Source organism: Mojavia sp., from assembly GCF_059505145.1.
In genome coordinates this window covers 54,026-80,460 of the sequence record NZ_JCACKA010000022.1, presented here as the reverse complement: position 1 = coordinate 80,460, position 26,435 = coordinate 54,026, and the positions used below count along the sequence as shown (strand labels likewise).

Sequence of the window (26,435 nt, the reverse complement as noted above, 5' to 3'; positions counted from 1 at the left end):
TGACGGTTATTTAAACGGACATGATATAAGCGGCTAAAGCACCCTCTGCTCTTCTGCTATTCATGTGTAGCGGCATAAAAGCTGCTTACAAAGTAAGCCATCGTATCCATATATGAGGCGATGGTTTACTTTAATAATTACCGAAAATATTTCTTGCGAAGCTTACCGTAGATGCTCTGTGTGAGTAATTTGGCAAGACGTATTTTCGTCAAACTCTTAATATTGGATGAGTGATTAACTTTATGATCAAAAAATTCGTTTAATTCATCCAAAATTACTTGAAAACGCTTAATAATATTTTCGTGCCGATACTCTGCAAAAAACTGTTCAGGTAAGGCGGGGGTCACTGAAGAATTCAGCACTTTTAAAATGCGTTGAATATCATACTCTTTTGAATATCCAGCAATTTTATAGCAATTAAAGCCAGGATCTAAATAGTCAGACAGCCCACCATTAACACTAGAAAATACCTGACAGCCACAAGCAAGGGCTTCCATTGGTTGTAGACCAAATCCTTCACTTACACGTTGTTGTGCCCAGTACTCAGCGGAGTCATAAAGGTAAACCTTAGCGCGATTGAAAAGTCCAGGCAAATCCTCTACATAAGAATTAACCACACATACATTGCACTGCTTTTGCAATGCTGGAATTAATTCTTGCATTAAATATTCAGAGGACTTTCTAGCCTGGACTAAAACATCAATATCTCGCTCTAGATGTAAATTGCGGAATTCATCAGAAATTTGATTGGGCAAATAATAAATAAGAGAGTTAGGAGCATATTGCCCCCAATATCCCATTGTATTACGACTAACAGTAATGATGGGAATGCTTGCTGGCAAATCGAATTTGTAACCTGCACTGTGGGCATGGTAAATGACATTGTAGGATTTTAGCTTGGCAGCAAGTTTAGCAATATCAAATCCCCAGCTAATCACAAAAATTACATCATCTAAATTATTTTGTTTAAGCAGATCATCAATAAATATTTTGTCTTTTTCTCGTTGGCGGTAAGTTACAATATCAGCACTACAGATTTGTTGAGCCAAATTAACTGTTTTTAACTCTGCCCAAAGACCACCGCAGGCGAATTTTCCATCTGTTCCAGGCAGCAAGAAGTAAAGCTTTCTCATTAGATAATTCTCTTAAATGCCTAACGGCATAGCCATGTAGCAGTAAGTCATTATAGCGACTTTAAATGTTGTGGCAAGGATAAAACCAGCGGACATTAGCATGGTTGTTTTTTAGAGAACCGATACTGGTTTTACAGTTTGCCAGAGAGCATCGACCTCAGAAGGTGTGTATGCACCTTCTGATGCAACTGTTACCATGTCTGTGAGTCGTCCAGCCAGAAACGAACGTCCAACCTTGATCAGATTCTCGTCTGGATAAGAGCGATGAACCCATAACCCAATCTCTAAAGGGTCAATTCCATCTGATTGCACCTCGAACACAACTTTATGGAATGGTTCAATAAAGCCTGGTCGGTGCTGGTCACGAAACACTTCTTTGAGGATGATACGGGTTTCAAAATGCATGACGGGTTCCTTCCCTAATCAACAGACAAAAGAATTTTTTACTTTTCAGTCTTGCCAATTGACCTTTACAAAATTTGCCTCGCGCCCCCAAACGTCACGTGTACGGCTAATGTTTTCAATTTTCAGGTTGAAGGGAATGGCAGTAGTTACGTAGCGCTGTGCCATAGAACCTAAGTCAGGTGCGAGTTCAGCCGCTGTCGTAGCTGCCAATCCCAACCCTATCAATTGCTCAATTGGTCGGAACGGTAGTAACAGAGGCACACCTACAGCTAGTCCAGCTGTTAACAGCATAGCCACTGATAAATTTGTGCCGCAACGCGGATGGACAGCTAAATCCGATTCTCCACTAGTAAGACGAGATAGGGCGAGTGTGACTGCACGTCGTAAATCACTGATATTCACTTCACCGTATAGATAAAATCCCTGCTCCGTAGACAAACCACTTAATAGTTCGTTGTCAACTTGAACATTAGTGGATTTTTTTAGAGGAGTATAGGCATTTTTTGATTCACTCAAAACCCAAACAGTAGCGTGTTCTAGGGCGTGAACCTGTCGCAGCATCAAAATTTCTTTCAATCCAGGGATAAACGATAGCTGCCTAAGTAAATCAGCATCTTGCGTAGGTTGGGGAAAACCTGTAGCTGTGGCGCTGTTTTCTGTAAAAGTAGGGCGGTCTGCAACTCTTTGAACTGCCCAAGAAAAAGGTGCTGTTAAATCAAAGTTAAAAAAGTCAAAGGGAGACGAACCACTTTGAAAAGAAGCAGGAGTATTCATAGCAACACTGCTCCCAAAGCCGATGGAGCAACATAGATTTTTCTCAAATGTAGCGCTTGAACCAAGAGATTATTGCTAATTTTTATTGATGATTGGGTAAATGCCCCAGGAATTACGCATGAAAAAAGAAAATCAAAGGTTTGGGCAAGGGGTTTAGGGGTATGAGGATATGAGAGTTTTCCGTCCATCTCAGCCCTTACAGCCGTTCCAAATACTTGATTTCTCGTTTCACTGCGTCAGTCCTGGCTTATTAATAGGACTTACGCACTCAAGCCTGAAACCTTGATCCCCCCTAACCCCCCTTCAAAAGGGGGGAACGTCTAAAGCCACGCCACTGAGGGAGTCGGGGAACCCGCAAGGGCGCAGGGCTGCCCCTTTCTAAGGGGGTTGGGGGATCTGAGTGCGTAAGTTTTAATTAATTAGCCTACCCTGGTTAATTTCGGCGCTGATTAAGGTTTGCGGTAGATGTTCACACTGGAACAAAGGCGTGAGGAGAAAAAACAGGAATCCAGCAGCAAAATTATTTGGGCAACAAACCAAAAGAACTTGAACGTGATGACGCGATCAATGGTATCGCGGCTAAACACCATCGATACGCGCCTTGACTAGCAATCTGTTTAATCGTTCTGGTTAGGCAGAGGGCAGCAATTGACATCATTCAAACAGACTTTACCCCACTGTAAAGCCCAGCGCACAAGAGCCACTCGGTTTTCCGTCTGGGTTTTAGTGAGAATATTGCTGATATGATTATCAACTGTACGTTTGCTAATTTCTAATTTTCCTGCAATTTCTTGGTTAGTTAAGCCAGCGGCCACTAAGTCGATAATTTGCAGTTCTCTGTCTGACAGACTAACAGGGGTCTGAGACTCGCTAGCAGCCATGACTTATTCTATGCTCCTTAGTATATGTACTTAATCGCTATTTCTAATTCTAGAAGATTCTTCTGTAGACAGGTGTTTCAAGTCTTAGTTGTAATACAATTGCCATTATTTTCTTTTTATTTATAGTTAATAGTAATCTAAATAACAAAATACTAGTATTAAATATAACTTTTATTTAAATAAAAAACTTCACCACTGAGGCGCAAAATTCAGGGATCAAAAGCATATAAATCTTATAGAAGTAGCAAAAATTGCTATTTAATTCTATGAAGGACTGGCGACAGTGGGCACAGATTATTGTAGATTTTATACTGGAAAATCTGACTTCTTAATCGAAACCCTAAAATGAAATGAGCAATCCCCGTGTTTTGTGCCTCGGTGAAGTTCTGTTTGATTGTTTAGCCGATCAATTGGGGCTAAAGTTGGAAGAAGTTCAGTCTTGGACTCCCTACCCAGGAGGAGCGCCAGCTAACGTAGCTTGTGCTTTGGTGAAGTTAGGAACATCTACAGGGTTTATTGGAGCCGTTGGCGAAGATGAACCAGGAAATGCACTGGTAAATTTATTACAAGAAGTAGGTGTAGATACTACAGGAGTGCAACGTCATCCCACAGCACCAACCCGTCAAGTTTATGTGGTGCGAGATTTAGCTGGCGATCGCACCTTTGCTGGGTTTGGCAAATATGATACCACCGAATTTGCCGATACGCGCCTGCAAGCTAAACAATTGCCGGATTCACTATTTCAAGAGGCGGATTTTCTGGTTTTGGGTACTTTGGAATTAGCTTATCCTGACAGTGGTAAAGCCGTTCACCGCGCCCTAGAATTGGCAGAATATTATGACTTGAAGATTCTGCTAGATGTTAATTGGCGTCCTGTCTTTTGGCAAGATCCCAACATTGCTCGCCAAAAGATTCAGGAATCATTTAAGCGAGTCGATTTTCTGAAACTTTCCAAAGAAGAAGCGGAATGGCTATTTGATACAGCCGACCCTGGTGCAATTACTTATCGCCTGGATTCACTTGAGGGAGTGCTAGTGACAGACGGGGAAAATGGTTGTGCTTATTGTCTGGGTGAGAATGAAGGCAAATTACCTGCATTTTCGATCCCGGTTGTGGATACAACTGGTGCAGGGGATAGCTTTTTGGCAGGGTTTATCCACCAACTGCTTCAGCATGGTATTCACAGTTTGAGTGATGCAGAAACAGCAAAACGCATTGTCACCTATGCCAGCGCTGTAGGGGCGTTAACTACCATTAAACCAGGAGCGATCGCTTCCCAACCTACCGCTGCTGAAGTTGAAGCTTTCTTAGCCTCTCATCAACTTTAATAGGACTACGCAAAAATATTCCTTGTTGAGGCTGGGTGTCAGGGTTTAAGGGTGTGAGGGTGTATAAGATTCTTTCTATCCTCTATACCCCTATACCCCTGGCTCTGAACACCTTACCCAAACTATCGATTTTCAGTTTTCATGAGGGAGTAGCACAGGTCGCTGGGTTGCAAGTTTTGATAGGCTGATACTCCTGGCTAGAAAATGGGTGAAAGTCCTCAAGCCATTCTGCGGTCATATTGCACAACAAACGTAGTTGGAGCGGCGTTGGTGCTAAGTTAACACGCTCAACGTGTACTTTAACAAGTTCTGAATTTTTGTTCTTGAGTTGAAACACATCATCCACAATATAGCGAGGGCAATAACCTACAATGTGGTGATCCTTCGTGCTTAAGAGCAATGCACGCGAGTCATAGGGATTTTGAAATTCGTTAGCTAAATATAGTAGTTCACCCGTTTCCAATTGATTAATTCGTTCAATTGCACAATTCGGAAGGTGTCGCAGTCCATGTGCAAAGAAGTGGATGTGGTATGAACCATTCTCATCTGGCTCTGGACAGGGAAAAACTTCAAAATTATCTGTTGCCTTTTTTCCACCACTGCGAGCAAGAATTGCAATTGGATCATCTTCACCTTCAGGGATGTTCAACCACTCAACATAATTTTTGTAATCAGGACGAGAGCGGGGCATTAAGCGATTGGAAAATAAGGGGAAAAGTTCAACTGATGTGTATATTTTATTCAAGTTTGGGAAGGAGATTAATGGCTGAAACTCATACTTAGCTTGAGCTTCTACTGCACCGTGCGTATAAACAAACTCGTATTTGTTACCGTCAAAATTTAACCGCCCAATAGGAAACCAAGCGCGACTTTTTGGCTCTTGCCAAGCTAAAAACAGTGTTTTCATAGTCGAGTATCCAGCAGCTTTAGTAGCCTACTTTGATTTAATTCCAGTTAATCAAATTTTTAGTTTTGCTAAACCTAAATAACGGATGCCTTCTGGAGAAATGTCAAAACGGCAGGGTAACACTTCTAAACCGAGAGCGATCGCATCCCGCAATAAATTACCATATATCGCATCTGTACTATCACCAGGAGCAAACTCAGTACAATCACCTCTATTGATAAAGTACAACATTACCGCCCGCATGAGAGGCAGAAGCGCCATCAGTTCCCGCAAATGCTTTTGTCCTCTTGTTGTCTCTGTGTCAGGAAAGAGTGCCAAATTACCTTGACACCAAGTTGTATTTTTTACTTCTAAATAAATTGGGAGATCCTCATCACTCCCAGTCAAGAAAAAGTCTACGCGACTTTTTTTATCTTGCCCATAAACCACTTCGCTCTTGATTTGGCTATAGTTGCCCAATTCTGGGAACAGTTGTCTTGCCAAAGCTAACTTTACTACCTGATTTGGCAAAGCAGTATTCACGCCTACCCAAGTCGGTTCGTTATCATGCACCTGAATCAGTTCCAAAGTGTAAGCTAGTTTGCGGTTAGGATTAACACTTTTGGAAAGCTGCACTGCACTACCAGGAGTAGATACCCCAGTCATTGGCCCTGTATTCGGACAATGTGCTGTTACCACTTCGCCAGACGCAAGTTGAACATCAGCAAAAAAGCGCTTGTAGCGTTTGAGCAGGATACCAGGATATAAAACTGGGTAGCGATATAGCCAATCATTCATTTTGACGCTCTCCTGCATAAAGGCAAGGAGATTTTTAACAGCTAAACAAGTTTAATATCAAGTTCGGATAATTAGTTATAATTCCCGCATCTGTGCAAAAACGTAAAATTCTTTCTCCCCCTGCACCCCTTCGGGTATCTCCTGCAAAGACGCTACGCGAACAGCAGTTGCTCATGGGGAGCCACTGCGTTGCGCGGGTTTCCCGCGTTGTAGCAAGTGGCGTGGAAACCCCCTGCGTACCCGTCACTGCTTCACCTGCTCCCTGCCCCCCTGCGGTCTTAATGATAAGTCTTTAACCGAACACGATATAACTTGTCAGGGGCTAGCCAAAAGGCTTCCCCAACAACGTATTTGCATCGGCTAGGTATATCATACTTGTACTACGCTAATATTAGCTGTATAGTTGAAATTATTTTGATATTGTTTGGGAGAAAATATTCATAGAAAGCTCCATAATGCAAGCTAGTAGCAATTAATTTAGTTGTGGTAAAAGATTGCTGGGGCGCTAAAACAGCAGAGTCCGCTACCAAAGTTTTTACCTAAACTTGCAAGTGGTTAATTCTGTGGCAAATTTATCTTGCAAACTTTTGATGATTGAAATCTTAGCATCTGTAATTTGTGGAATATATCGGTATCATTTATTTCTAAGCGGGGCTTTAGATGCTCCACAATTTATAATCTAGCGATCGCTTCCAGATAAAAGTCTTAAGCAATCTCCACAGTCAATCTAGCCAGCCCCACTCATATTAATTTGTTTACACAGAAAATATATAATTTTCGTTAAATCAGACTTATATGATTTAGTCAAGTCAAATACCATCAAGATTTGTAATGGCTATTCTGAAAATCATATACTCTAATATATTAAGTATTAATAGTTACTTAGATAACAACTGTTTTCTAAATAATATTACGTATTATTAATCGCAATTATTTAACGTTAACTTTTGCTAAGACAGGTTTGCAACTGTTTTATAAATATTTTGCATAACGTATAAATTTATAATTGTAAAACATAGAAAAAATAATGTTCAATATAGACAAAAAACTTTACAACAACCAAAAGATAGATTTTCAAATTTAGTATCGCAAGGTAGTATGTTTGCGTAGTAATATTTGCGTTACTTTTATCTCATTAAAGAAAAGTAGTGAGAATACTAGGAAATTCCCTTTAATTGAACTTCTGTACCAATCAAAAAAACGAATTAAAAGATTTTAGACAGACTTTTCCCAACGAATATAAATCTGAGTCTGTATTAAGTACAAGCCTCTTAGTTACTTAGTTATCTAAGTAGTGCAGTTTTTTGTGTAAAATAACGCTGCAATTATACTGAGGAATGCTGAATGAATGTTCGTAGCAAATATTTGACAGATATTGACTATAATTTCTCAACACTTGTTGATCTCCTAACTCATAGAGCACAAACACAATTTGAAAAAAAGGCCTACACATTTTTGCAAAGTGGAGAGACAGAGGCAGAAAACTGGACATATGGAGAACTTGATTTACAGGCAAAAGCAATTGCTGCTTCTCTCCAACCTCTAAATGCTTCTGGTGAACGTGCCCTACTTTTATATCAACCAGGCTTGGATTTCATAGCTGCTTTCTTTGGATGTTTATATGCAGGAGTGATTGCTGTTCCTGCATATCCACCGAGACGAAATCAAAATTTATCTAGATTGCAGGCGATCGCAGCAGATGCTCAAGCTAAGATTGTACTGACTTCAAACTCTTTATTGCATAACCTCCAAACTAGCTGCAATCAAGAAGGTTTAGCAATTTCTGGATTACATTGGCTAGCTACCGATAGCTTGGATCGCAACTTAGCACAAGCATGGCAACCGCAAGAACTTCACTCTGATACCTTAGCCTTTCTGCAATACACATCCGGTTCTACAGGTAACCCTAAAGGAGTGATGGTCAGTCATGGTAACCTGCTTGCTAACTTAGCGGTAATCCATAGATTATTTGGGCATACAACCAATAGCCAAGGTCTAATTTGGTTACCGCCTTATCATGATATGGGTTTGATTGGTGGAATCTTACAACCTCTTTATGGTGGTTTTCCGGTTGCACTAATGGCCTCTGTAGACTTTCTGCAAAAGCCCATCCGTTGGTTGAAAGCAATAACCCGCTACCAAGCTACAACTAGTGGTGGGCCAAATTTTGCTTATGACCTTTGCCTCCGCAAGGTGACTCCTGAACAGCTAGCGGATCTAGATCTCAGCAGTTGGGAAGTTGCCTTTACTGGTGCTGAACCTATCCGTGCCGAGACCTTAGAGCAGTTTGCCTCTACTTTTGCACCTTGTGGCTTCCGCAAAGAAGCATTCTACCCGTGTTACGGTATGGCAGAAACCACTCTCATCGTATCTGGAGGTGAGAAAACAGCTTTACCAATCACTTGCAATATAGAAGCAGCAGCACTAGAGCAAAACCGCATTGTCAAGGTTAATGATGCTCAACAAGATGTCCGAACGTTTATCGGTTGTGGACAAAGCCCTAAAGAACATCAGGTTGTGATTGTTAATCCCAAATCCTTAACCCTCTGTGCTTCTGAACAAGTTGGGGAAATTTGGGTAGCAGGGCCAAGTGTGGCTCAAGGTTACTGGAATCGCACTGAGCAGACAGAGACAACTTTCCGTGCGTATATAGCAGATACAGGTGAAGGGCCATTTCTTCGCACTGGAGATTTAGGCTTTTTGCAAAATGGGGAACTGTTTATTACAGGACGGCTCAAAGATGTAATCATCATCAGAGGACAAAATCATTATCCCCAAGATATTGAACTGACTGTTGAGAATAGCCATCCAGCCCTCAGGCCTAGCTGCGGAGCCGCGTTTTCCATTGATTTCAAGGGTTCCGAGCGATTAGCTATTGTTCAGGAAGTAGAGCGGAGTTACCTGCGGAAATTAAATGTTCAAGAAGTTATCGGCAGTATTAGGCAAGCAGTAGTTGCACAGCACGGATTAGAAGTATTTGCTACAGTACTCGTCAAGACTGGAAGTATTCCCAAAACCTCCAGTGGCAAAATTCGCCGTCAAGCTTGTCGCACTGGATTTCTTTCCGGAAGCTTAGATGTAGTAGAAGATTGGAGTGAGAATCCTCAGAACAAGGCTAAATTTATGCATTTGCAAGCTGAGGTTGATTCTGTTCTACAGCAACTAACAACTGGTAAACCGTCTTAAACACAAATGACACTATAAAGCGTATGAAAGCATGCAAACACACTTTTGGCTATTGAAAACCCAGGAACGGCCCTCCAAGACTTCCTACACCTTAAGAGGGCTATTTCCCAGGTAGGTTACACATCACATACAGCCTTAATTAGCTTTGGCAAGCTAATTAATTCTGCAACTGTTGAACCTTGCAAGCGGATCGCAACAGTTGCGCGGAAGAACTTATCCACCTATACATGATGTACCCAATAACAATTATGACATATCAACTTCAATCATCACCAAAGTTTGAAGCCTGCCAATTTGTAGTCCGCAAGTTTCTAGTTAATATCAGCAAGTTTTTTATACTAACTTGTGTGTGGCAGCTTCGAGGAAAGATAGCATTATTGTTTGTAAACTCCCTGCCAATCAACGTTTAGTTTTCATTGATTACATAGTCAATTTTCTAATTCAAATGAAAAACTAAATCTTTTGATGAAGGTGAAATAATGCTACCTGTATTTTCAGAACAACTTATCGATAAATTGCTTGCTTCTATTCTTAACAAGATGGTAGAGCGATTTACTGGGTAACTCATCATAGACCTCATCACTAGTAAACCTACCAGCCTGGCGATACTCATTCATTCGCCCTATATATCTAGAGGTGCAGATAGTCATAGCATAACAACCATCATACTTTTTCTAATTCAGCCATTGCTGGATTAGAGTGATGGCAAACCAGGGAGTTAGCTCATTCGTTCTCTAGAATTATTTAGCTTGATCTGGAATGTGAATGCTCGAATAGCAATTATCTTTCAAGCGAAAAAGCTTGGGTAATTGAACTTGAGGCAATCTTGTTACAGAAACTTAGAACAAACGTATCTTCATTTTTGTAATGTTCACTAGGTAATGACTTGAGCATTTCAAACATTTGGAAATTGTCAAACTTCAGCCTAAAGACTTCAACAATGTAGATAAGCAACCTTAGAATTACACTCATTAGCACGAATAGAGAGTAAACAATGAAAATGCAAAATATTGAAATGAACACCACATCTACAATTGCACCACAACAGATACCAACAGCAGCAGAAATTCAAGATTGGATAGTTGATTATCTAGCCGATCTACTGGAAGTAGATCCAGATGAAATCGACGTTACTATACCTTTTGACCGCTACGGTTTAGATTCATCAGCAGCAGTTGGTATGACAGGCGACCTAGAAGACTGGTTGGCAACAGAAATAGATCCAACCCTACTGTATGATTACCCAACTGTCGAGGCTTTGGTTAATCATTTGAACTTAGAGTTAAAAGCTAAAAGTTAAGCTTAATTCTCTCGACTTTAACACCAAGCAAAGTAGAGAAATTGTATCGGTGTTTAGTGACACTTTTAGGAAAAATTATGGTAGTTGTCAACAAAACTCTAGAATCAAACAATAAATCTTCAAATGTCTCCGCAGTAGAAGAACCAAAGCACTTCCAACGCATCGAGAAAACTTATCAAAATAACAAAAACTCAGACTACACTGAGAAACTCGCAGAGCTGGGTAAGGAGTTTAACTACGCTAACAACAGCAATTATTATTGGGGCGATCGCGATCTTTCACTTCTGTATGGCACTCCCCTTTATGATGCTGCTTCTGAGTCACAAAAGTTAGCACTTAACCATCTATATTGGGTGGGGAACTATAACCATACAGCTGTTAGCGAAGCCACTACCAGTATTTACAACATGGTCACGAATGGTGTTTTTCGTGCTGTTGGCGGTTATGACACCCTTTGTGACGAACTAGATTTTGAAACCGAGCAAGAAAGCTATCATATCCGCACCTTTCAAAGGATTGGTTTCAAAACGAAAATGGGCATAGTAGGCAAAACCATATTGGGTAATTCCTTATATGGCAAATCAGAGCAGGAGAATAATTGGCTGAAAATGTTGATTCCTCAGCCTGTACGGGAGTTCTTTGTCTCAACTCAAGGGAGTTCTCCCTTTTCGATATACCGAGACAATACTTTAAGTGCGATCGCTAAAACAATGCTGAGGGATAACAAACAATATTATTCTCAGTATTTGAGCAATTTAGAAGAAAAAGGCGAGCAGATTCCTGCACCCGCAGATGGTCTAGGAGGTAGAATCGCACCACGTTATTGGTTGAGGTTCTTCACCATTCACTGGGGTATGTCGCCGTTCATGGCCTGTCAATATTACTCCTTGCGCTACACAGCTAATGCGATTCTCAAAAACCAAGAATATCCCTATGTCAGATATTTCCGAGATTTAGAACGAAAAGGCGAATATATCCCCACCCCAACTGCTGTCTCTAATTACCACTTATTAGACGAGGCTTTCCACACCACGATTTCCCAAACAATTGCCAGGGATATGTATAAGGATTTCCCGCAGCCAACCGCTTACGAGAAATTCATCTCTGGCCTGATAGTTTATAAGATGCAACAAAACCTTTTGGGCGGTCTTTCAGGAATCCTACCCGGTCGTTGTGTTTACGATGACCAAATGTTAATGGTCTTTTACTACAAGCTCTTAAAATCTCCTCTATTCAAGATGGAGACCAAAGAAGCACTCGATTGGATGTCCAAGTGCATCTGTCAAGAACACGAAGGTTATCAGGTAGGACTCAAGTATCACCAAAGCCTGTTGGAATTGATGCGGAGATTGTTCAATCGCCTAGACTATCAGTGGCCGATCAATCGTGAAATGGGCATCATGGCAAATGGAGGCTCCATCAGTAAAGCAATCCAAAAAAATACCAAGACCTTTAAAGAGTTCTCCCAATTAGTTATGGCTCAAGACAGTTAGAGTTCGACTGTCACCAATAAGGGTCTAGGGGTGTCAGGGTATAGAGGTGTAGGGGAAACCCCATTAATAGATTTAGTTGCTCTATTGCTATTTTCTTCTCCTGACAAAGACAAGCAAAAAACGGCGCTAATCTCCCCCTATACCTACACACCCATCAGATCAGAAAGCTGTAGGAGTAACTTGTTAGTCTCTAGTAATTAATTTGGCAAACTACAAAATGGAACCCATAGCTATTGTTGGTGTTGGTTGCCGTTTTCCCAAAGCTAAAAATCCTGAATCATTTTGGCATCTGTTGCATAATGGTATAGATGCGATCGCCCAAGTGCCAAAAGAGCGATGGGATATTGATGCCTTCTATCATCCAAATCCAGAAGCACCAGGAAAAATAAACACTCGTTGGGGTGGTTTTTTAGAGCAAGTAGATTGGTTTGATGCTGACTTTTTTGGAATTTCACGCGATGAGGTCGAGCATACAGACCCTCAACAGAGACTATTTTTAGAGGTAGCTTGGGAAGCCTTAGAAAATGCTGGCATAGTACCAACCAGTTTAGCTGGTAGCCAGACAGGAGTATTTATCGGTCTGTGTACCATCGACTACCATAGGCTTTTGTACAAAAATTTCTCCGCCATCGGCCCATATAGCGGTACTGGAACAACTCCCTGCATTACAGCCAACCGCTTATCCTATTTACTGGATTTGCGTGGCCCAAGTATGGCGGTAGATACTGCTTGCTCCTCATCTTTGGTTACAGTCCACTTAGCCTGCCAAAGCTTACGAAGCGGAGAATCAAATTTATGTCTAGCTGGAGGAGTGAACTTAATTCTATCCCCAGATTCAACTATTTCCTCTTCTCAAACCCGCCTACTCTCGGCTAATGGCCGCTGTAAGACTTTTGATGCCAATGCTGATGGTTATGTCAGGGGAGAAGGATGTGGTGTCATCGTACTCAAGCGCCTTTCTGATGCCGTTAGAGATGGAGATAATATTCTCGCACTCATTAGAGGTTCAGCAGTTAATCAAGATGGGTTGAGTAATAGTCTGACTGCACCTAACGGACTGGCTCAACAGGCGGTGATTCGCCAAGCTTTAGAAAATGCGAAAGTACGACCAGCAGAAATTAGCTATGTTGATGCTCACGCTGTTGGCACTTCTATAGGAGACGCGATCGAATTCAAAGCTTTAAAAGCAGTATTGATGGAGGGCCGCGAGCCAGATCAATCTTGTTGGATTGGCTCAGTCAAGACAAATATTGGCCATTTAGAAGCCGCTGGTGGAATTTCAGGTTTGATCAAAGTAGTCCTTTCACTACAACACGAAAAAATTCCGCCTCACTTGCATTTAGAGCAGCTTAATCCTTATATTTCTTTGACAAATACTACATTTTCAATTCCTACGGAAACTCAGGAATGGCCTCGTGGCAAGGAAAGACGTTTAGCTGGGGTAAGCGCGTTTGGTTTCGGCGGTACCAATGCTCATGTCATCTTAGAAGAAGCACCAGTATCAGCGCCAGAGCAGAGATATGTGGAACGTCCTCGACATTTAATCACCCTCTCAGCAAAAAGCGATTTGGCTTTGCAGGAGTTAGCACAAAGGTATGAATACTTTTTAGCGTCTCATCCTGAAGTATCGCTAGCAGATGTTTGCTTTACCACCAATACAGGACGCGCACATTTTGACCATCGGTTGTGCATAGTTACTGAATCTATTACGCAGTTACGCCAACAGTTAAGTGATTTTATCGCTGAAAAGGAAACTGCTGGACTGTTGAAGGGTAAGGTAAAGAGCAGAAAGCGCCCAAAAATCGCCTTTGTATTCCCTGACGAGGGATTAGAAGATTTCACAATCGGACGCCAACTTTATGAAACTCAGCCGACCTTTCGCCAAGCTATTGATCGCTGCGCTCAAATTCTTCAAGCTCACCTGGAAATACCTCTGTTAGATATTCTCTATCCAGAAGTTATTTCTGCTAATTCAAAATCCTACATCTCAAATCCCACATTAGCTCAACCCGCTCTGTTTGCCATAGAGTATGCTCTAGCTCAATTATGGCAGTCTTGGGGCATCACACCCAAAGTAGTTATGGGTTATGGTGTGGGTGAATATGTCGCTGCCTGTATTGCTGGTGTGTTCGACCTCAAATCGGCTCTGAAACTGGTTGCCCAAGGAAGCCGATTAATGCAAGCTTCTCTCCAGCCGGAAAAAACGTTTGAGGCTTTTGCAGATATCGCCAAAACAGTTACCTACTCTCAACCTAAAATTCCCCTGATTTCTAACCCCACTGGCCAATTGGCGGCACCAGAAATAGCTACTTCGGAATATTGGTGTGATCATTGGCAACAGCCAGAGAAATTGGCTGCTGAGATAGAGGCTTTAGCAAATTATCAGGTAATTTTGGCGATGGCATCAAAACCAACTTCTCTACCAGAGGAAGTCGGAGTGTGCTTATCTAGCTTGTATCCAGAACAAGAAGATTGGCACTCAATCCTCCTGTGTTTAGGAGAATTATTTATCCGTGGAGTAGTTATCGACTGGTTTGGCTTTGATCGAGATTATCTGCGCCGTCGTCTCCATCTGCCAACTTATCCATTTCAACGCCAGCGCTACTGGTTTAAAACAACTGAAAATGGACACCAGGAAGCAGCCACATTACAACAAAAGACAGAAGCCCAGTTCTTTAACTTCTTACACCAGGGAGAAACCCAAAAAATAGCTCAGTTCCTCAAGGAGAAAGGCAATTTCTCAGAAGCGCAAATGAAAATACTGCCAGAATTGCTAGCAGTATTAAAGCAAAATCAAGCGCAGGCAAACGGAACATCTGTTGAAAAAATTATCAGTTAAAAGTTAAGGGAGTAAAGATGACAACAAGTCAACATTCCAGCGCTCAAACGATGACAGCAGATGAAATTCAAGATTGGTTAGCCGATCAAATTGCTGAACAGTTAGGAATTGATGCTGATGAAATCGACATCAAGGTACCTTTCGATAGCTACGGTTTAGACTCAGTGCAAGCTATGAGCATTGCCAATTTAGGAAAACAACGTTTTGGGCTGCAAATATCTCCATTATTAATGTGGAATTATCCTAATATTGATTCGCTGTCTCAGTACATAGCTGATGAATTAGAAACCTCGGAATTAGAAACATTTGAAATTTAACCAATTTTGGCAGAAGGATTTCAATTTATATTCAAGATAATAGGCTTATTCCTTCTGCTATAACAATTAAGAAAACTGAGAAAATTTCCGCTATAGGCTTGCTACTCTTTGTGATATCTACCTTCAATTTGTACTGTTAAACTCCTATGAATGTAGCAGAATTTTTGACAAACCTTAACCAAAATGGTGTTCAATTGTGGGCTGATAATGATAAGCTAAAAGTTAATTCTCCCAAGGGTATATTAACACCACAATTGCAGGCAGATATAGCTGCACACAAAATAGAAATTCTCTCATTTTTACGTGACAACAATGAGTCTATCGATGACTCCTTGCTCATTGATGGGCCGGGACTAAGCCTGAATACAATTGGTCGTTTAATCGGTGGATTTTGCGGGCGATCGCCTATAGGCTTCAAAGCACCAATTATCGATCCTAAAGTCATGGCTAAACAGCTTAAAGTGACTTTTAGACCATTGCCAAAAGAATTTAAAAACTCCACAATCTTAAAATTTAGAGAAGAATTAGAACATAAACTCCAAAATTACGGAGTTCAAATCGTTTCTTGGGAAAAAGCGACAAGAGAATTTCGCTATGAAATCAAGATTCCGCTAGTCAAGTGGAAAAAGACTATGCAAATGAGGGTAGTCAAAGCTGATATTAACGCAGTCATTGATGTAGAAAAGCCTCAATCAATGTTGGATAAAATCAAAAGCTTCGCAGCAGAAAAATTTTATCAAATATATTCTAAGTTTATTTTGAATCAGCAAAAAATCTCGGTTTCGACCATTGCAAGATTAATTGGTTGGGCTGAAGATCATGCAATTCAACGTCTGGAAGACCCTACATCTACACAAGTAATTTTACTTGCAGAATTAGATAAAAAATTTGTTGATTCCCAAATTCCGTATCAACAAAAAATCGGCATTGGTGTAAATGCTTTAGTTAAGTCATTTTCTGAAATTATTATTGGTGTTTCGGAAGAAAATATTTCAATTTTAAATATGAACCTCTCAGACTCACTCTTTTCTAGAGATAAATTTGAGAATTTCGTGTTTAAATCATTGATTCCTAAAATATATGTACCAATTGCGCCTCTACCAATGAGTCGATTTGAGGTAGGTAAATATAATCCTCAGCAATCAAAGTATGCTGCTAAGTTGATAGAGTTGAGTAAGAAATTAGCAGCTACAAGCTTATTTCCTTCTGGCTTTAAACTTGGTGAAATTATTAAAAGAAAATCTCATAGAGATATTGTTGACTCAATTGTCAATGGTAGAACAGGTGTTTCCTATGGTTTCGTAGCCTATGCGGAGCCGCCACAATACACTGGCGCTGTCGAAATATCCGAGAATGAGTGGAACAATTTATTATCTGTAGAAGGAATCAGTAGCGATGAAGTCCGTCAAAATCAAATAGGCAGGCGCTATGTCAAAACCAAAATAAAAGATCAATACTTTTATAAGCAAATTCCTGATATTTGGCTAGTCGGCTCCCGCTCAGGCGCAAATAAGACAAACTTAGACCTTGAAAGTGACCTTCTGAGGATTGGTTTGCAAGACAAATTATATCTGCAATTACCAGAGGGAATTGATCCAGCAGTAGCAGATATTAAACCATCTTACGATACTTATGTGATGGTGGCGATCGCGCTTGCCGCAGCCTTATACGCACCAGAACTAATTAAAGACGGTGCGCCAATGATTCATTTTCACGGATATCCCTCAAGGCAGTGGTTTGAGTCAAACGAGGATTACGCTGGAGTCGAGAATGCCTCTGTACCTTGTGGCACTTACGAATCAGGAGTTTTTAACTTTCTGAGCATTCATAGCCTAGCTAACAAACATGACAATAACATTACCCTAGCCAGTTTGATCGAACCAGATCACGGAACAAATATCATCACCAGCAATTTGGAGTATCTCTTAGCAAGATTAGAAGCTGGAATTCAACAGGAACAAATCGAATTAGGTGGCAAGCATTTCGCTTCTCTGAGCGAAAGTCTAGCTAATAACTGATAGCTGTTTACTGGTAAGCGAGATGACAAGCATAGCAGGTAAGACAGTACTTTTAACAGGAGCCTCACGGGGAATTGGCGCATTTATTGCCCGTGAACTGGCAAAAAACCAAGCAACTGTAATTGGCGTTTCTCGTTCGCAAGAGAGACTCGATCAAGTCTGTGCAGAAGTTAATGCTATGGGTGGTAAAGGGATAGGCATTCCTTTTGACATCAGCAATGTAGAAAAACTACCAGTCTTGCTACAGCAAATTGAGCAGCTTACAGGTTCGGTTGATATTTTAATTAACAACGCTGGCATAGAAATATATCGAGCCTTTCAAGATTACTCCCTTGCAGATATTCAATCAGTCTTGTCAATCAATCTAGTTGCGGCGATGGAGTTAACTCGTTTGGTACTGCCGAATATGTTACATCAAGGTAGTGGCCACATTGTGAATATCGCCTCCCTAGCCGCAAAAAAGGGACATCCTTACGACAGTATTTATTCTGCCAGTAAAGCTGGTTTGCTGATGTGGACTGATGCTGTTAGGCAAGAGTTGACTGGTACTGGCGTGGGAATTTCTACTATCTGTCCCGGCTATATTTCTGATCACGGACTGCTTGCTGATACAGGCGTAGCTGCACCCAGTTTAGCAGGCACATCTAAATCAGAAGATGTGGCTAAAGCGGTAGTCAGAGCGATAGGAAAAAACCAGGCTGAAGTAATTATCAATCAAAATTTTGTAACAGAAACTTTGACAAAACTGCTGTTTGCAGTTGAACAATTTTTTCCCAGATTTGGAGACTCAGTTAATCGCTGGATTGGAGTAACCAAGCTCAATCAATTGCGAATAGAAAATCACAAGCGCGTAGAAAACTTTCCTAAAAAATCAAGTTTAGTTCGATAAGTAAGAATAACAAGACTGATGCAGCGGGTAGTTTCTTACCTTCGAGCGCTTCTGTAAATCCTTCACTAACGATTATAGTGAATGCATTGCGTATAGGAGACCATTTACTCAAATTGCTCGCATGACGAGCGTTACCTAATAATTAACTTTCTTTTGTCATTATGGATTGACAAGAAAGTAAATAAAGTTGCTATTTACAGTTAGATAATTTTTTCCCAATTTAGAAATGTGGTTTATTAATATCTTTAACATAGTAGGTCTAAACCAAAGGAGTGTACAAAAATAAATGGCGTAGAAAATTTTGAGAAAAATCTAGTTGTCTTCAAAAAATAAAAATAAAAAAAGCTAAAACAGAAATAAACAGTAATAACAATATACAGAGGAGTTTTGATTAAATGAAAAAAGTATATTTCATAATATACGATATGGGCGCAGGCCATCGCAGCACTGCTAATGCTTTAAAAGAAGTTATCGAAAAGCGAAAATTACCTTGGGACATACAAGTAGTAGAAGTTTTCAAAGAAGTATTTGAAACAACTACAAACCACTATATATATAACGAACTAATACTTAAAAAAAAGTGGGCGAAAATGATTAATGACCCACTATTAGTTCCTTTGTTTAGGTTGGTAATTAAGTTGCGCCATTCTGTTTGGCGAAACCTCCTAAGAAAATATTGGCGCGAACATCAGCCTGATCTAGTAGTTTCATTGCTCCCGCTAGTAAACCGAGTGCTTTACGAAAGCTTGCAGGCGGAACTGCCAGAAACTCCCTTTGTTACTTCGATTACAGATTTTGCTGATTGTCCACCTAACTTTTGGATAGAACCACAAGAGCAATTTCTCATCTGTCCTTCTCAAAGAGCAGTTCAGCAAGCACAATCTTTTGGTTATCCAGAACAGAGAATTTTTCGGACTTCTGGTGTAGTCATTCACCCGCGTTTTAATCAGCCTGTGACTGGCGATCGCTCCTTTGAAAGACAACGTTTAGGATTAGACCCAAATTTACCTACTGGGTTAGTCATATTTGGCAGTCATGGCTCAAAAGAAATGATCGAGATTGCTGAACGTTTAGAAAAGTCGTCGCTGAACTTGCAACTCATATTTATCTGCGGACGGAATGAAAAACTAGCACAAGATTTGCGAAATATTCCTAGTCGCTTTCCTAAGTACGTTGAAGGATTTACAAAACAAATTCCCCACTACATGCATCTGTGCGATTTTTTCATTGGCAAACCGGGTAGTGTGGGTATCAGCGAGGCTATAGCAATGAACCTGCCAGTAATTACAGAATGCAATAACATCACAACGCTATTTCAAGAACGGGCGAGCGCTGATTGGCTGGCGGATAATGGATTCGGTATTGTAGTCGAGAATTTTCGCGATATTAACAAAGCTGTTGCAGAACTAATCGAGCCTGAGAACTTTTCTCGCTATTGGAGTAATGTCAAAGCGTATAACAATCAAGCTGTATTTGAAGTTGTTGATACTTTGGAAAGAATCCTCGAAAGCTCCTTGCCAGTTGCTGTTTCCCCCCAAGTTGATACCAGTAATCAGTTATCCTCGACGGTTTAAAGCATCTATAAAATACTGCTGTATTTAGCCAAATACTAAAGATTCTGGAGGGTAAATATGAAAACCATAACAGGTAAAACAGTAGTTTTGACCGGAGCTTCAGGTGGCATCGGAGAATTTATTGCCCGCGCTTTAGCAAAAGAGCAGGCCACCGTAGTCGGCGTTTCTCGTTCTCAGGAAGGTCTAGATCGCATATGTGCTGAGGTGGAAGCCGCAGGTGGTAGAGGTATAAGTATTCGATTCGATGTCAGCAAACTGGAAGAATTACCCACCCTAGTGCAGCAGATTCATCAACTTGTAGGTTCAATCGATATTTTGATTAATAATGCTGCAATAGAAAAATACCGACCTTTCCAGGATTATACCTTAGAAGATACCCAATCTATATTGACTACAAATCTTCTGGCTCCGATAGAGTTAACCCGTTTAGTACTGCCGACGATGTTAGACCGCAATAGTGGTCATATTGTGAATATAGCTTCTTTGGCTGGTAAAAAGGGAGCGCCTTATAACAGCATTTATTCAGCCAGTAAAGCTGGTTTAATTATGTGGTCGGATGCAATACAGCAGGAGCTAGCTGGTACTAATGTCGGGGTTTCAGTGGTCTGTCCTGGATATACCGATGCCGGAATGTTTCATGTACTAGACATCAAACCACCTAGTGCAGCGCATGTCGCTCAACCAACAGAAGTGGCAGATGCAGTGCTTCAATCCATTAAGCAAAACCAGAAGGAAGTGATACTCGATGGAGTTGCTTCCAAAATTTTGTTTGCGATTTCACAGCTTTCTCCACAATTTGGGGATGCAGTTTTTCGGCAGGTGGGTGTGGTAGACGTAAACCAAAATTGCGCCCAAAGGCAAATGCATGTTGGAAATCTTGTTTGAAATAAGACTGCATCCACGCTTTTTATTTGGTAAATACATAACTTATGTTACTTAAAACCAAGAAAAAAAAATGGGATAATCTACCTTTTTATGTAAATTATTTAAATCAAATTTTTAGACAGTAAATCGTAGTCTGCGCTTTCAATTCGAGACTTTGGATTAAGAATCCTATCAAGAAGTTGGTACATTTAACCACCCTAACGTCTACGATATCACTCGCATAACTGAGTAGAAATACTTATCAGGGCAAACTTCTCCCAAGACTACCTTAGTGATGGAATATCCTCAAGCTTATGTACCAGGAAAAAATGATCCTTATTATCCCATCCTGAATCAGAATAACCGCGATCGCCTCAATCTATATCTTAAAGAAATAGAAAACCTCAACGGTACAGTGTTGTTTGCTGGGCGACTTGCGAATTACAAGTACTAGGACATGGATCAAGCTGTGGTTCGGGCGCTGGGTTTGTTTGAGAAAGAGATAGCTAGTTCAACACATCAGCAGGAACCAAGCAAGGTGCTCCATATTTAAATGCTAATAGCTACAAGTCAAAGATGAATTAACAACTTGAACAGAGATAGCGACGGTAATGAATACAGATCGGGTTAAATTTATTAGACTAGTGGCAATGTGTTTCGCCCTTTTCATGAGTAGTTTTGATGATAATGTCATGAATATGGCGCTACCAAAAATTCAGATGAGTCAGGGTTCAGCCTAAGCCCAACAATATAAAAAAATGAGTTAAAAGCTGCTCACATACTTATTTTTTAATTTTGAATGGTGGTTGCTTAGTTTAGCCGTGTCAGCAACTACCACTATTGTTGAACTGATTGCCCCAAGAGGTACAGATAACTTTTTTATTCCTCTAGTTAATGCACTGGTCTGCTTGATATTTATCGTTTATGTTCGTCCTATATAAAATAAAAATGAAAAAAATATCGACGCTGCTTTTAAATTATTCTCAGGCAAGTAATTTAAGGACAATACTTATTGATCGCCGATATCTTGAGTATACCTTCAATCTTCCAAGACGCAATTATTGTTGTTGCTTTGCACGATGGTGTTAAACTCCCTAATGGTCTGTTAGATAACATTCTTTTGCTTGGTTTGTATCTTGTCTAAATGCATCTGCACTTCTGCTCGCCATCATGATTTATGCAAACGCAATCAGGTAATCGTATGGCAAAACGTTCCTGGATCTTCCTCCCAGTCTATGCGCTCTTAGCACTACTCATAATCGTAGTCGGTGCTTGTAATGTACAGAAAGGGATCGTCGAAGCGCTCCTTCCTAAAGAGCTAGGACAGTATCCTCACTACGAATCAAAAGAAGCGGTATTGAAGGAGGCGCAAGTAATGTCCGATCGCCTCACTTCGCACATTCGGGCTTGGTATCAGGGTAAGGCACCTCGTGAAATACCCCGAAAGCTTTTACCAAACGGTATCGATCCGGGCATAAAAGGATTTTATCTTCAACGTCCTGAGGAAGTGAATCCGCAAAACCAGTGGATAGTGCGTCCTGCCGCGAAGATAGACCGCAGTGCAATGCCTGGCTTATACCCCGATCCGCACGCGACCTACCTTGTGTTGGGCGCTTTCTATGCTCCGTTCGGCACTAAGGTAATTATTGATGGCGAATTTCCTCACAGCCGCTTTTTTAACATCCAAGCATCACCTCCTCTCGATCCCGCGTTCTACTATTACAACGGGATGTTCGGTTCTCCAGAGGTGCCGCTAGTAGATGTCGATATTGCCCCGCTACCAGGGAATACAAATCCATTTCTCAAGGGAGGCGATCGCAATGCCCAAAAACGCAAATTCCGCGCTTATTTCACACTTGCCATAGGTAACGGTGCCAAGTTAGAGCCGGCGTACTCACCTCCCTTTTTCAGGGCACCAGGCAATCACCGCTTCGCCAGCGCTTTTCAGTATCAGGGCCCACTAGCTGATCCAGCCAGCCCCATGAGTAAGGTGGGAACAAAGCGTGGGGTGTGGAACACAGGCGCTTTGTGGATTCGTTATTATGCACCGGATCTTCAGCAGGGGCCCCTCGGTGGGGTAAGCCTTCCTCGTGTTCTCTATGAACTTCCGACAGGGGAGCGCTTTTTCCTCAATGCCGACTTTTCAAAAATGAAGGCAGCCATTAACAAAACGCGCCGAGATTGGAAAACTCCTTCCTTTGAACCGAGCGCGATAGAGGGGCCAAAGGAGGGGTGGAACCACGATTTCGATATCCTTCATGGTGGATTGGTCGGAATTTTCCGGGCAGTGGGAAAAGATAAACCCAAAGACAAGGAGTATGCCCGGCGCTTTGAACTGGTGGCGACGGGGAGAGGAATCAACCAACCGCCGCCCGGTAACTACGAACCCTCAGCCAGCCGCTGTGTATCAATTAACTATTTGGGTCGCTCAATGGCGATCGGCTCCGGGAAAGTTGCGGTACTCACAGGCCGTATGCCCACAGTCCCGAAAACTCGGCAGGGAGAGCGTATTATGACCGGGGGAAAGGCACGGTACTTTTCCATCACTTCGTATCCAGAACCGGATCTATTCGACCCCTCCTACATCGGCCCCGCCTATACCTCAATTATGGACGACGAGATTACCACAGATCGCTCCGGCTGGTATGTCATCGCCTATTCAAGGAAACAGGATCGTCCGAAGAATGCAACGACGGAGAACGGCGTGACATGGGTTGATTGGGGGAGGATTGCTCGGCAGCATTTCGTGCTCAGATGGCTGAGCGTTCACCCCGACTGGCGAGACCCAAAGCATGTGCCGGACATTACCAATCTCCCTTACAACACAACCACCTGGCTTTCACCTGACTACGACAAAAGCTTGGTCGGCGAAAACAATCACAAAGGACGTCTCAGTTCTTATCTTCCTCAAATGCACTACATGACTAAGGAAGAGTTCGAGTCCTTCGGTGCAGTAGTACGCCCGGATACGCTCCCGCTATGGACGAGTGCTGGAGGTAAAGGATAAGGCGAGTATTGATGATTGCACGACTGACAATTTGTTCTGTTGCGGTGATTTTACATCTTAAAAAATTCAAATTATTGGAAAAAAGAATAAAACAGCAATGCCGCAGAAGATTATGGAGTAAATTATGAAGCCGCTTTTATCTACAATAAAAATGAAGTTGTTTAGGCTTACTAATCAGGTGCAAACAATTCATCATGGTTTTGATTATATAATAAAATTTTTGAATATAATTAATCAGAAATATCAATAATTTTAAGTTTTTATCGCTTACTTAAAAATTTTTTAAATAATTTAATATTAAAATTAATATTAAATTATTAGAGTAAGCTCTTGCAAAAAAATTAAACAATAATATGTACAATTCCAAATTAACGGAGCATCCATTTCTCAAGAACAAAAGCTGGTGGATAATTTTATTGAGCAGCGTTGCTTCCGCAGTTATTGGAGGAACTACAATTTACATTCTTCTTCGTTCCCAACCTAGTCAGCAAAATCCTTCGTCAGCCTCCTTGAGTACTAATAATTATGGTAACAATGCCGTTAGTGCCCAAGGACGCATAGAACCGCAAGGAAAAGTTATTCGTTTGTCTGCTTCTAATTCTCTTGGAACTATTAAAATTGACAAACTTTTAGTGAAAGAGGGAGATAGAGTTACTTCTAATCAAGTAGTTGCTGTTCTAGACCAATATCATCGTCTTTTAGCTGCTTTAAAACAAGCTCAACAACAAGTAAAAGTTGCTCAAGCTAATCTAGCTAAAGTAAAAGCTGGGGCAAAAAGTGGGGAAATTAATGCTCAAAAAGCTCAAGTTTACCGTCTACAAGCTCAGATATTGGGAGAAAGAAGGACTCAACAAGCAAATATTGCCCGTTTGCAAGCTCAGTTAAGCAATGCCCAAACAGAATTTAGACGCTTTCAGATGCTCTATAAAGAAGGTGCAGTTGAAGCTTCCACATTTGATAGTAAGCGTTTAGAATTGCAAACTGCTAGGGAACAACTTAAAGAAGCTAAAGCTAACTTAAATCAAACTGAAGAAACTTTGCGACAGCAAATTAATGAGGCTAAAGCAACTTTAAACCAAATAGCTGAGGTTCGCCCCACAGATGTACAAGCAGCTCAAGCAGAGGTAAAAAGTGCGATCGCTGCTGTAGAAAAAGCTCAAGCTGAGTTGAATTTGACTTATGTGCGTGCGCCCCAAGATGGCCAAATTTTAAAAATTTATACATATCCAGGAGAAATTATTGGTAACGAGGGAATTGCTGACATGGGCCAAACAGACCAAATGTTTGTAGTTGCAGAGGTCTATGAAACTGATGTCAGTCGAGTACGTAACGGTCAACAAGCCACAATTACTAGTGAAGCTTTTCCAGGTGAGCTACATGGAACGGTCACGCAAGTAAGTCTACAAGTTCGCAGACAAGCAATGTTTAGTACCGACCCGATTGCTGATGTAGATCGCAGGGTAGTTGAAGTTAAAATTCGCCTCCATCCAACAGACACCAAGAAAGTTACAGGTTTCACTAATTTACAAGTAGAAGTAGTAATTAATACTAATAATCACAACTAAGGTTATTCTTTATGCCCAAAATCCGTCTAGCTTGGTTACAACTTAAACGCGAAAAATCTCGCATGATTGTTGCTATGGCGGGCATTGCTTTTTCTAACATTCTCATGTTTATGCAATTGGGATTTGAGCGTGCGCTTTATGATAGCGCTACACGCTTACACTCCACTTTAAAAGCGGACTTGATTATGATTAGTCCCCGTTCTAAGTCTTTAGCTTATATGAACAGTTTTCCTTTACGTCGTCTATATCAAGCTTTAGGATTTGATGGGGTTGATTCGGTTAGCCCTCTTTATGTTGATTTTGCTGATTGGAAAAATCCTATCACTAACAACTATCGAGCCATATTTGTGTTCGGTTTTAAACCAGAAAAACCTGTTTTTACATTACCAGAGGTAAATCAAAACTTAAATAAGCTAAAACTTCCTGATACTTTTCTATTTGATCGTTACTCTCGTCCTGAGTATGGGCCAATTGCTGCCGAATTTGAGCGTAACAAACAGGTAGTGACAGAAATAAGTAACTATAGAATTAAAACTGTTGGTTTATTTAGCCTTGGGCCTTCTTTTGCTGCTGATGGCAATTTGATTACTAGCGATCAAAACTTCTTGCGATTATTTAGAAACCATCGTCCCGGAGAAATTGAAATTGGGTTAATTACTCTTAAATCAGGTGTTGATAATCAAAAAGTGCTTAATAATTTAGTTGCACAACTGCCTAAAGATGTGAAACTGCTTACTTATCAAGGCTTTATTAACTTTGAGAAAGATTATTGGCGCACAAGTACAGCCATTGGTTTTATGTTTACACTTGGTACAAGCATGGGATTTATTGTTGGCATAGTCATTGTCTATCAAATTCTTTTTACAGATGTCAACGAACATTTAGCCGAGTACGCCACCCTCAAGGCTATGGGCTTTACAGATAATTATTTATTAAATGTTGTTTTTCAAGAAGCTTTAATTTTAGCAATTTTGGGCTACATTCCTGGATTAGGAATTTCTTTGGCTTTATATGAATTAACCAAGGCTGCTACTTCTTTACCAATGTTGATGAGTGCTAGCCGTTCTGTATTAGTTTTTGTTTTAACAATTTTAATGTGTGCTATTTCTGGCGCAATTGCTGTACGTAAATTGCGAACAGCAGATCCAGCAGATATTTTTTAGTAATATCAAATATAT

Annotated in this window: 21 protein-coding genes and 1 pseudogene; 16 read left to right on the top strand and 6 right to left on the bottom strand. The window is 40.9% G+C overall.

Features of this window, described 5'->3' with window-relative positions:
* Window positions 1-137: 137 nt before the first annotated feature.
* The 3 genes from AC5JL8_RS03035 to AC5JL8_RS03025 form a co-directional block, all read right to left on the bottom strand.
* Window positions 138-1,133 carry a glycosyltransferase gene (locus AC5JL8_RS03035; protein ID WP_495878299.1) on the bottom strand — a complete coding sequence of 332 codons (996 nt, stop codon included), beginning with the start codon at window positions 1,131-1,133 and terminating at the stop codon, window positions 138-140.
* A gap of 111 nt (window positions 1,134-1,244) precedes the next feature.
* The gene (locus AC5JL8_RS03030) at window positions 1,245-1,538 is read right to left on the bottom strand and encodes a hypothetical protein (protein WP_495878298.1); all 294 of its coding nucleotides are present in this window, start codon (window positions 1,536-1,538) and stop codon (window positions 1,245-1,247) included.
* Window positions 1,539-1,583: 45 nt separating this feature from the next.
* Window positions 1,584-2,312 carry a DUF6391 domain-containing protein gene (locus tag AC5JL8_RS03025; RefSeq protein ID WP_495878297.1) on the bottom strand — a complete coding sequence of 243 codons (729 nt, stop codon included), beginning with the start codon at window positions 2,310-2,312 and terminating at the stop codon, window positions 1,584-1,586.
* A gap of 465 nt (window positions 2,313-2,777) precedes the next feature.
* Between AC5JL8_RS03025 and AC5JL8_RS03020 the strand changes: the two genes are divergently transcribed.
* Entirely contained in the window at window positions 2,778-2,921 is a 144-nt protein-coding gene (locus AC5JL8_RS03020) for a hypothetical protein (protein WP_495878296.1), read from the top strand.
* A gap of 8 nt (window positions 2,922-2,929) precedes the next feature.
* On the opposite strand, the gene pedR is transcribed toward AC5JL8_RS03020, so the two are convergent.
* Window positions 2,930-3,193 (bottom strand): photosynthetic electron transport-dependent transcriptional regulator PedR, encoded by a 264-nt coding sequence (gene pedR, locus AC5JL8_RS03015; protein ID WP_495878295.1) that lies wholly within the window; start codon window positions 3,191-3,193, stop codon window positions 2,930-2,932.
* 350 nt (window positions 3,194-3,543) lie between these two features.
* Here pedR and AC5JL8_RS03010 point away from each other — a divergent pair, with 350 nt between their 5' ends.
* Window positions 3,544-4,521 (top strand): carbohydrate kinase family protein, encoded by a 978-nt coding sequence (locus AC5JL8_RS03010; RefSeq protein ID WP_495878294.1) that lies wholly within the window; start codon window positions 3,544-3,546, stop codon window positions 4,519-4,521.
* A 139-nt stretch (window positions 4,522-4,660) separates the two neighbouring features.
* Here AC5JL8_RS03010 and AC5JL8_RS03005 read toward each other — a convergent pair whose 3' ends face one another.
* Window positions 4,661-5,428, bottom strand: a complete 768-nt coding sequence (locus AC5JL8_RS03005) for an HIRAN domain-containing protein (RefSeq protein ID WP_495878293.1) — start codon at window positions 5,426-5,428, stop codon at window positions 4,661-4,663.
* Between the two features lie 51 nt (window positions 5,429-5,479).
* Window positions 5,480-6,205, bottom strand: a complete 726-nt coding sequence (gene sfsA, locus AC5JL8_RS03000; protein ID WP_495878292.1) for a DNA/RNA nuclease SfsA — start codon at window positions 6,203-6,205, stop codon at window positions 5,480-5,482.
* Window positions 6,206-6,297: 92 nt separating this feature from the next.
* On the opposite strand from sfsA, the gene AC5JL8_RS02995 reads away from it, so the two are divergent.
* The 14 genes and pseudogenes from AC5JL8_RS02995 to devC all read left to right on the top strand — a co-directional run bounded on the left by AC5JL8_RS02995 (window position 6,298) and on the right by devC (window position 26,420).
* Window positions 6,298-6,501: a hypothetical protein gene (locus tag AC5JL8_RS02995; RefSeq protein WP_495878291.1), complete on the top strand. Its 204-nt coding sequence runs from the start codon at window positions 6,298-6,300 to the stop codon at window positions 6,499-6,501.
* 1,048 nt (window positions 6,502-7,549) lie between these two features.
* Window positions 7,550-9,391 carry a fatty acyl-AMP ligase gene (locus tag AC5JL8_RS02990; RefSeq protein WP_495878290.1) on the top strand — a complete coding sequence of 614 codons (1,842 nt, stop codon included), beginning with the start codon at window positions 7,550-7,552 and terminating at the stop codon, window positions 9,389-9,391.
* A gap of 994 nt (window positions 9,392-10,385) precedes the next feature.
* Entirely contained in the window at window positions 10,386-10,691 is a 306-nt protein-coding gene (locus AC5JL8_RS02985) for an acyl carrier protein (protein ID WP_495878289.1), read from the top strand.
* A gap of 77 nt (window positions 10,692-10,768) precedes the next feature.
* Window positions 10,769-12,184, top strand: coding sequence for a hypothetical protein (locus AC5JL8_RS02980; RefSeq protein ID WP_495878288.1), 1,416 nt, complete (start codon window positions 10,769-10,771; stop codon window positions 12,182-12,184).
* 217 nt (window positions 12,185-12,401) lie between these two features.
* On the top strand, window positions 12,402-15,023 hold the full coding sequence (locus AC5JL8_RS02975; RefSeq protein ID WP_495878287.1) for a type I polyketide synthase: 2,622 nt from the start codon (window positions 12,402-12,404) through the stop codon (window positions 15,021-15,023).
* A 17-nt stretch (window positions 15,024-15,040) separates the two neighbouring features.
* On the top strand, window positions 15,041-15,340 hold the full coding sequence (locus tag AC5JL8_RS02970; protein WP_495878286.1) for an acyl carrier protein: 300 nt from the start codon (window positions 15,041-15,043) through the stop codon (window positions 15,338-15,340).
* Window positions 15,341-15,486: 146 nt separating this feature from the next.
* Window positions 15,487-17,358: a TubC N-terminal docking domain-related protein gene (locus AC5JL8_RS02965; RefSeq protein ID WP_495878285.1), complete on the top strand. Its 1,872-nt coding sequence runs from the start codon at window positions 15,487-15,489 to the stop codon at window positions 17,356-17,358.
* Between the two features lie 22 nt (window positions 17,359-17,380).
* Window positions 17,381-18,247, top strand: coding sequence for an SDR family NAD(P)-dependent oxidoreductase (locus AC5JL8_RS02960; RefSeq protein WP_495878284.1), 867 nt, complete (start codon window positions 17,381-17,383; stop codon window positions 18,245-18,247).
* A gap of 395 nt (window positions 18,248-18,642) precedes the next feature.
* Window positions 18,643-19,821 carry an MGDG synthase family glycosyltransferase gene (locus tag AC5JL8_RS02955; RefSeq protein ID WP_495878283.1) on the top strand — a complete coding sequence of 393 codons (1,179 nt, stop codon included), beginning with the start codon at window positions 18,643-18,645 and terminating at the stop codon, window positions 19,819-19,821.
* A gap of 57 nt (window positions 19,822-19,878) precedes the next feature.
* Window positions 19,879-20,706, top strand: coding sequence for an SDR family NAD(P)-dependent oxidoreductase (locus AC5JL8_RS02950; protein WP_495878282.1), 828 nt, complete (start codon window positions 19,879-19,881; stop codon window positions 20,704-20,706).
* Window positions 20,707-20,833: 127 nt separating this feature from the next.
* Window positions 20,834-21,238: pseudogene (locus AC5JL8_RS02945) on the top strand (UDP-galactopyranose mutase); the annotation flags it as partial.
* Between the two features lie 648 nt (window positions 21,239-21,886).
* Entirely contained in the window at window positions 21,887-23,692 is a 1,806-nt protein-coding gene (locus AC5JL8_RS02940; RefSeq protein WP_495878281.1) for a hypothetical protein, read from the top strand.
* A gap of 353 nt (window positions 23,693-24,045) precedes the next feature.
* On the top strand, window positions 24,046-25,257 hold the full coding sequence (locus AC5JL8_RS02935) for an ABC exporter membrane fusion protein (RefSeq protein WP_495878280.1): 1,212 nt from the start codon (window positions 24,046-24,048) through the stop codon (window positions 25,255-25,257).
* 11 nt (window positions 25,258-25,268) lie between these two features.
* Window positions 25,269-26,420, top strand: coding sequence for an ABC transporter permease DevC (devC, locus tag AC5JL8_RS02930; protein ID WP_495878279.1), 1,152 nt, complete (start codon window positions 25,269-25,271; stop codon window positions 26,418-26,420).
* Window positions 26,421-26,435: the final 15 nt, after the last annotated feature.

Bases quoted from the DNA above. Each gene is read 5' to 3' on its own strand.
- AC5JL8_RS02975 (WP_495878287.1), top strand. From the start codon at position 12,402: ATGGAACCCATAGCTATTGTTGGTGTTGGTTGCCGTTTTCCCAAAGCT.
- AC5JL8_RS03035 (WP_495878299.1), bottom strand. From the start codon at position 1,133: ATGAGAAAGCTTTACTTCTTGCTGCCTGGAACAGATGGAAAATTCGCC.
- AC5JL8_RS02955 (WP_495878283.1), top strand. From the start codon at position 18,643: ATGAAAAAAGTATATTTCATAATATACGATATGGGCGCAGGCCATCGC.
- AC5JL8_RS03005 (WP_495878293.1), bottom strand. From the start codon at position 5,428: ATGAAAACACTGTTTTTAGCTTGGCAAGAGCCAAAAAGTCGCGCTTGG.
- AC5JL8_RS02985 (WP_495878289.1), top strand. From the start codon at position 10,386: ATGAAAATGCAAAATATTGAAATGAACACCACATCTACAATTGCACCA.
- AC5JL8_RS03020 (WP_495878296.1), top strand. From the start codon at position 2,778: ATGTTCACACTGGAACAAAGGCGTGAGGAGAAAAAACAGGAATCCAGC.
- AC5JL8_RS03010 (WP_495878294.1), top strand. From the start codon at position 3,544: ATGAGCAATCCCCGTGTTTTGTGCCTCGGTGAAGTTCTGTTTGATTGT.
- AC5JL8_RS02940 (WP_495878281.1), top strand. From the start codon at position 21,887: ATGGCAAAACGTTCCTGGATCTTCCTCCCAGTCTATGCGCTCTTAGCA.
- AC5JL8_RS03025 (WP_495878297.1), bottom strand. From the start codon at position 2,312: ATGAATACTCCTGCTTCTTTTCAAAGTGGTTCGTCTCCCTTTGACTTT.
- AC5JL8_RS02935 (WP_495878280.1), top strand. From the start codon at position 24,046: ATGTACAATTCCAAATTAACGGAGCATCCATTTCTCAAGAACAAAAGC.
- AC5JL8_RS02970 (WP_495878286.1), top strand. From the start codon at position 15,041: ATGACAACAAGTCAACATTCCAGCGCTCAAACGATGACAGCAGATGAA.
- pedR (WP_495878295.1), bottom strand. From the start codon at position 3,193: ATGGCTGCTAGCGAGTCTCAGACCCCTGTTAGTCTGTCAGACAGAGAA.
- AC5JL8_RS02990 (WP_495878290.1), top strand. From the start codon at position 7,550: ATGAATGTTCGTAGCAAATATTTGACAGATATTGACTATAATTTCTCA.
- sfsA (WP_495878292.1), bottom strand. From the start codon at position 6,205: ATGAATGATTGGCTATATCGCTACCCAGTTTTATATCCTGGTATCCTG.
- AC5JL8_RS02960 (WP_495878284.1), top strand. From the start codon at position 17,381: ATGACAAGCATAGCAGGTAAGACAGTACTTTTAACAGGAGCCTCACGG.
- devC (WP_495878279.1), top strand. From the start codon at position 25,269: ATGCCCAAAATCCGTCTAGCTTGGTTACAACTTAAACGCGAAAAATCT.
- AC5JL8_RS02980 (WP_495878288.1), top strand. From the start codon at position 10,769: ATGGTAGTTGTCAACAAAACTCTAGAATCAAACAATAAATCTTCAAAT.
- AC5JL8_RS03030 (WP_495878298.1), bottom strand. From the start codon at position 1,538: ATGCATTTTGAAACCCGTATCATCCTCAAAGAAGTGTTTCGTGACCAG.
- AC5JL8_RS02965 (WP_495878285.1), top strand. From the start codon at position 15,487: ATGAATGTAGCAGAATTTTTGACAAACCTTAACCAAAATGGTGTTCAA.
- AC5JL8_RS02950 (WP_495878282.1), top strand. From the start codon at position 19,879: ATGAAAACCATAACAGGTAAAACAGTAGTTTTGACCGGAGCTTCAGGT.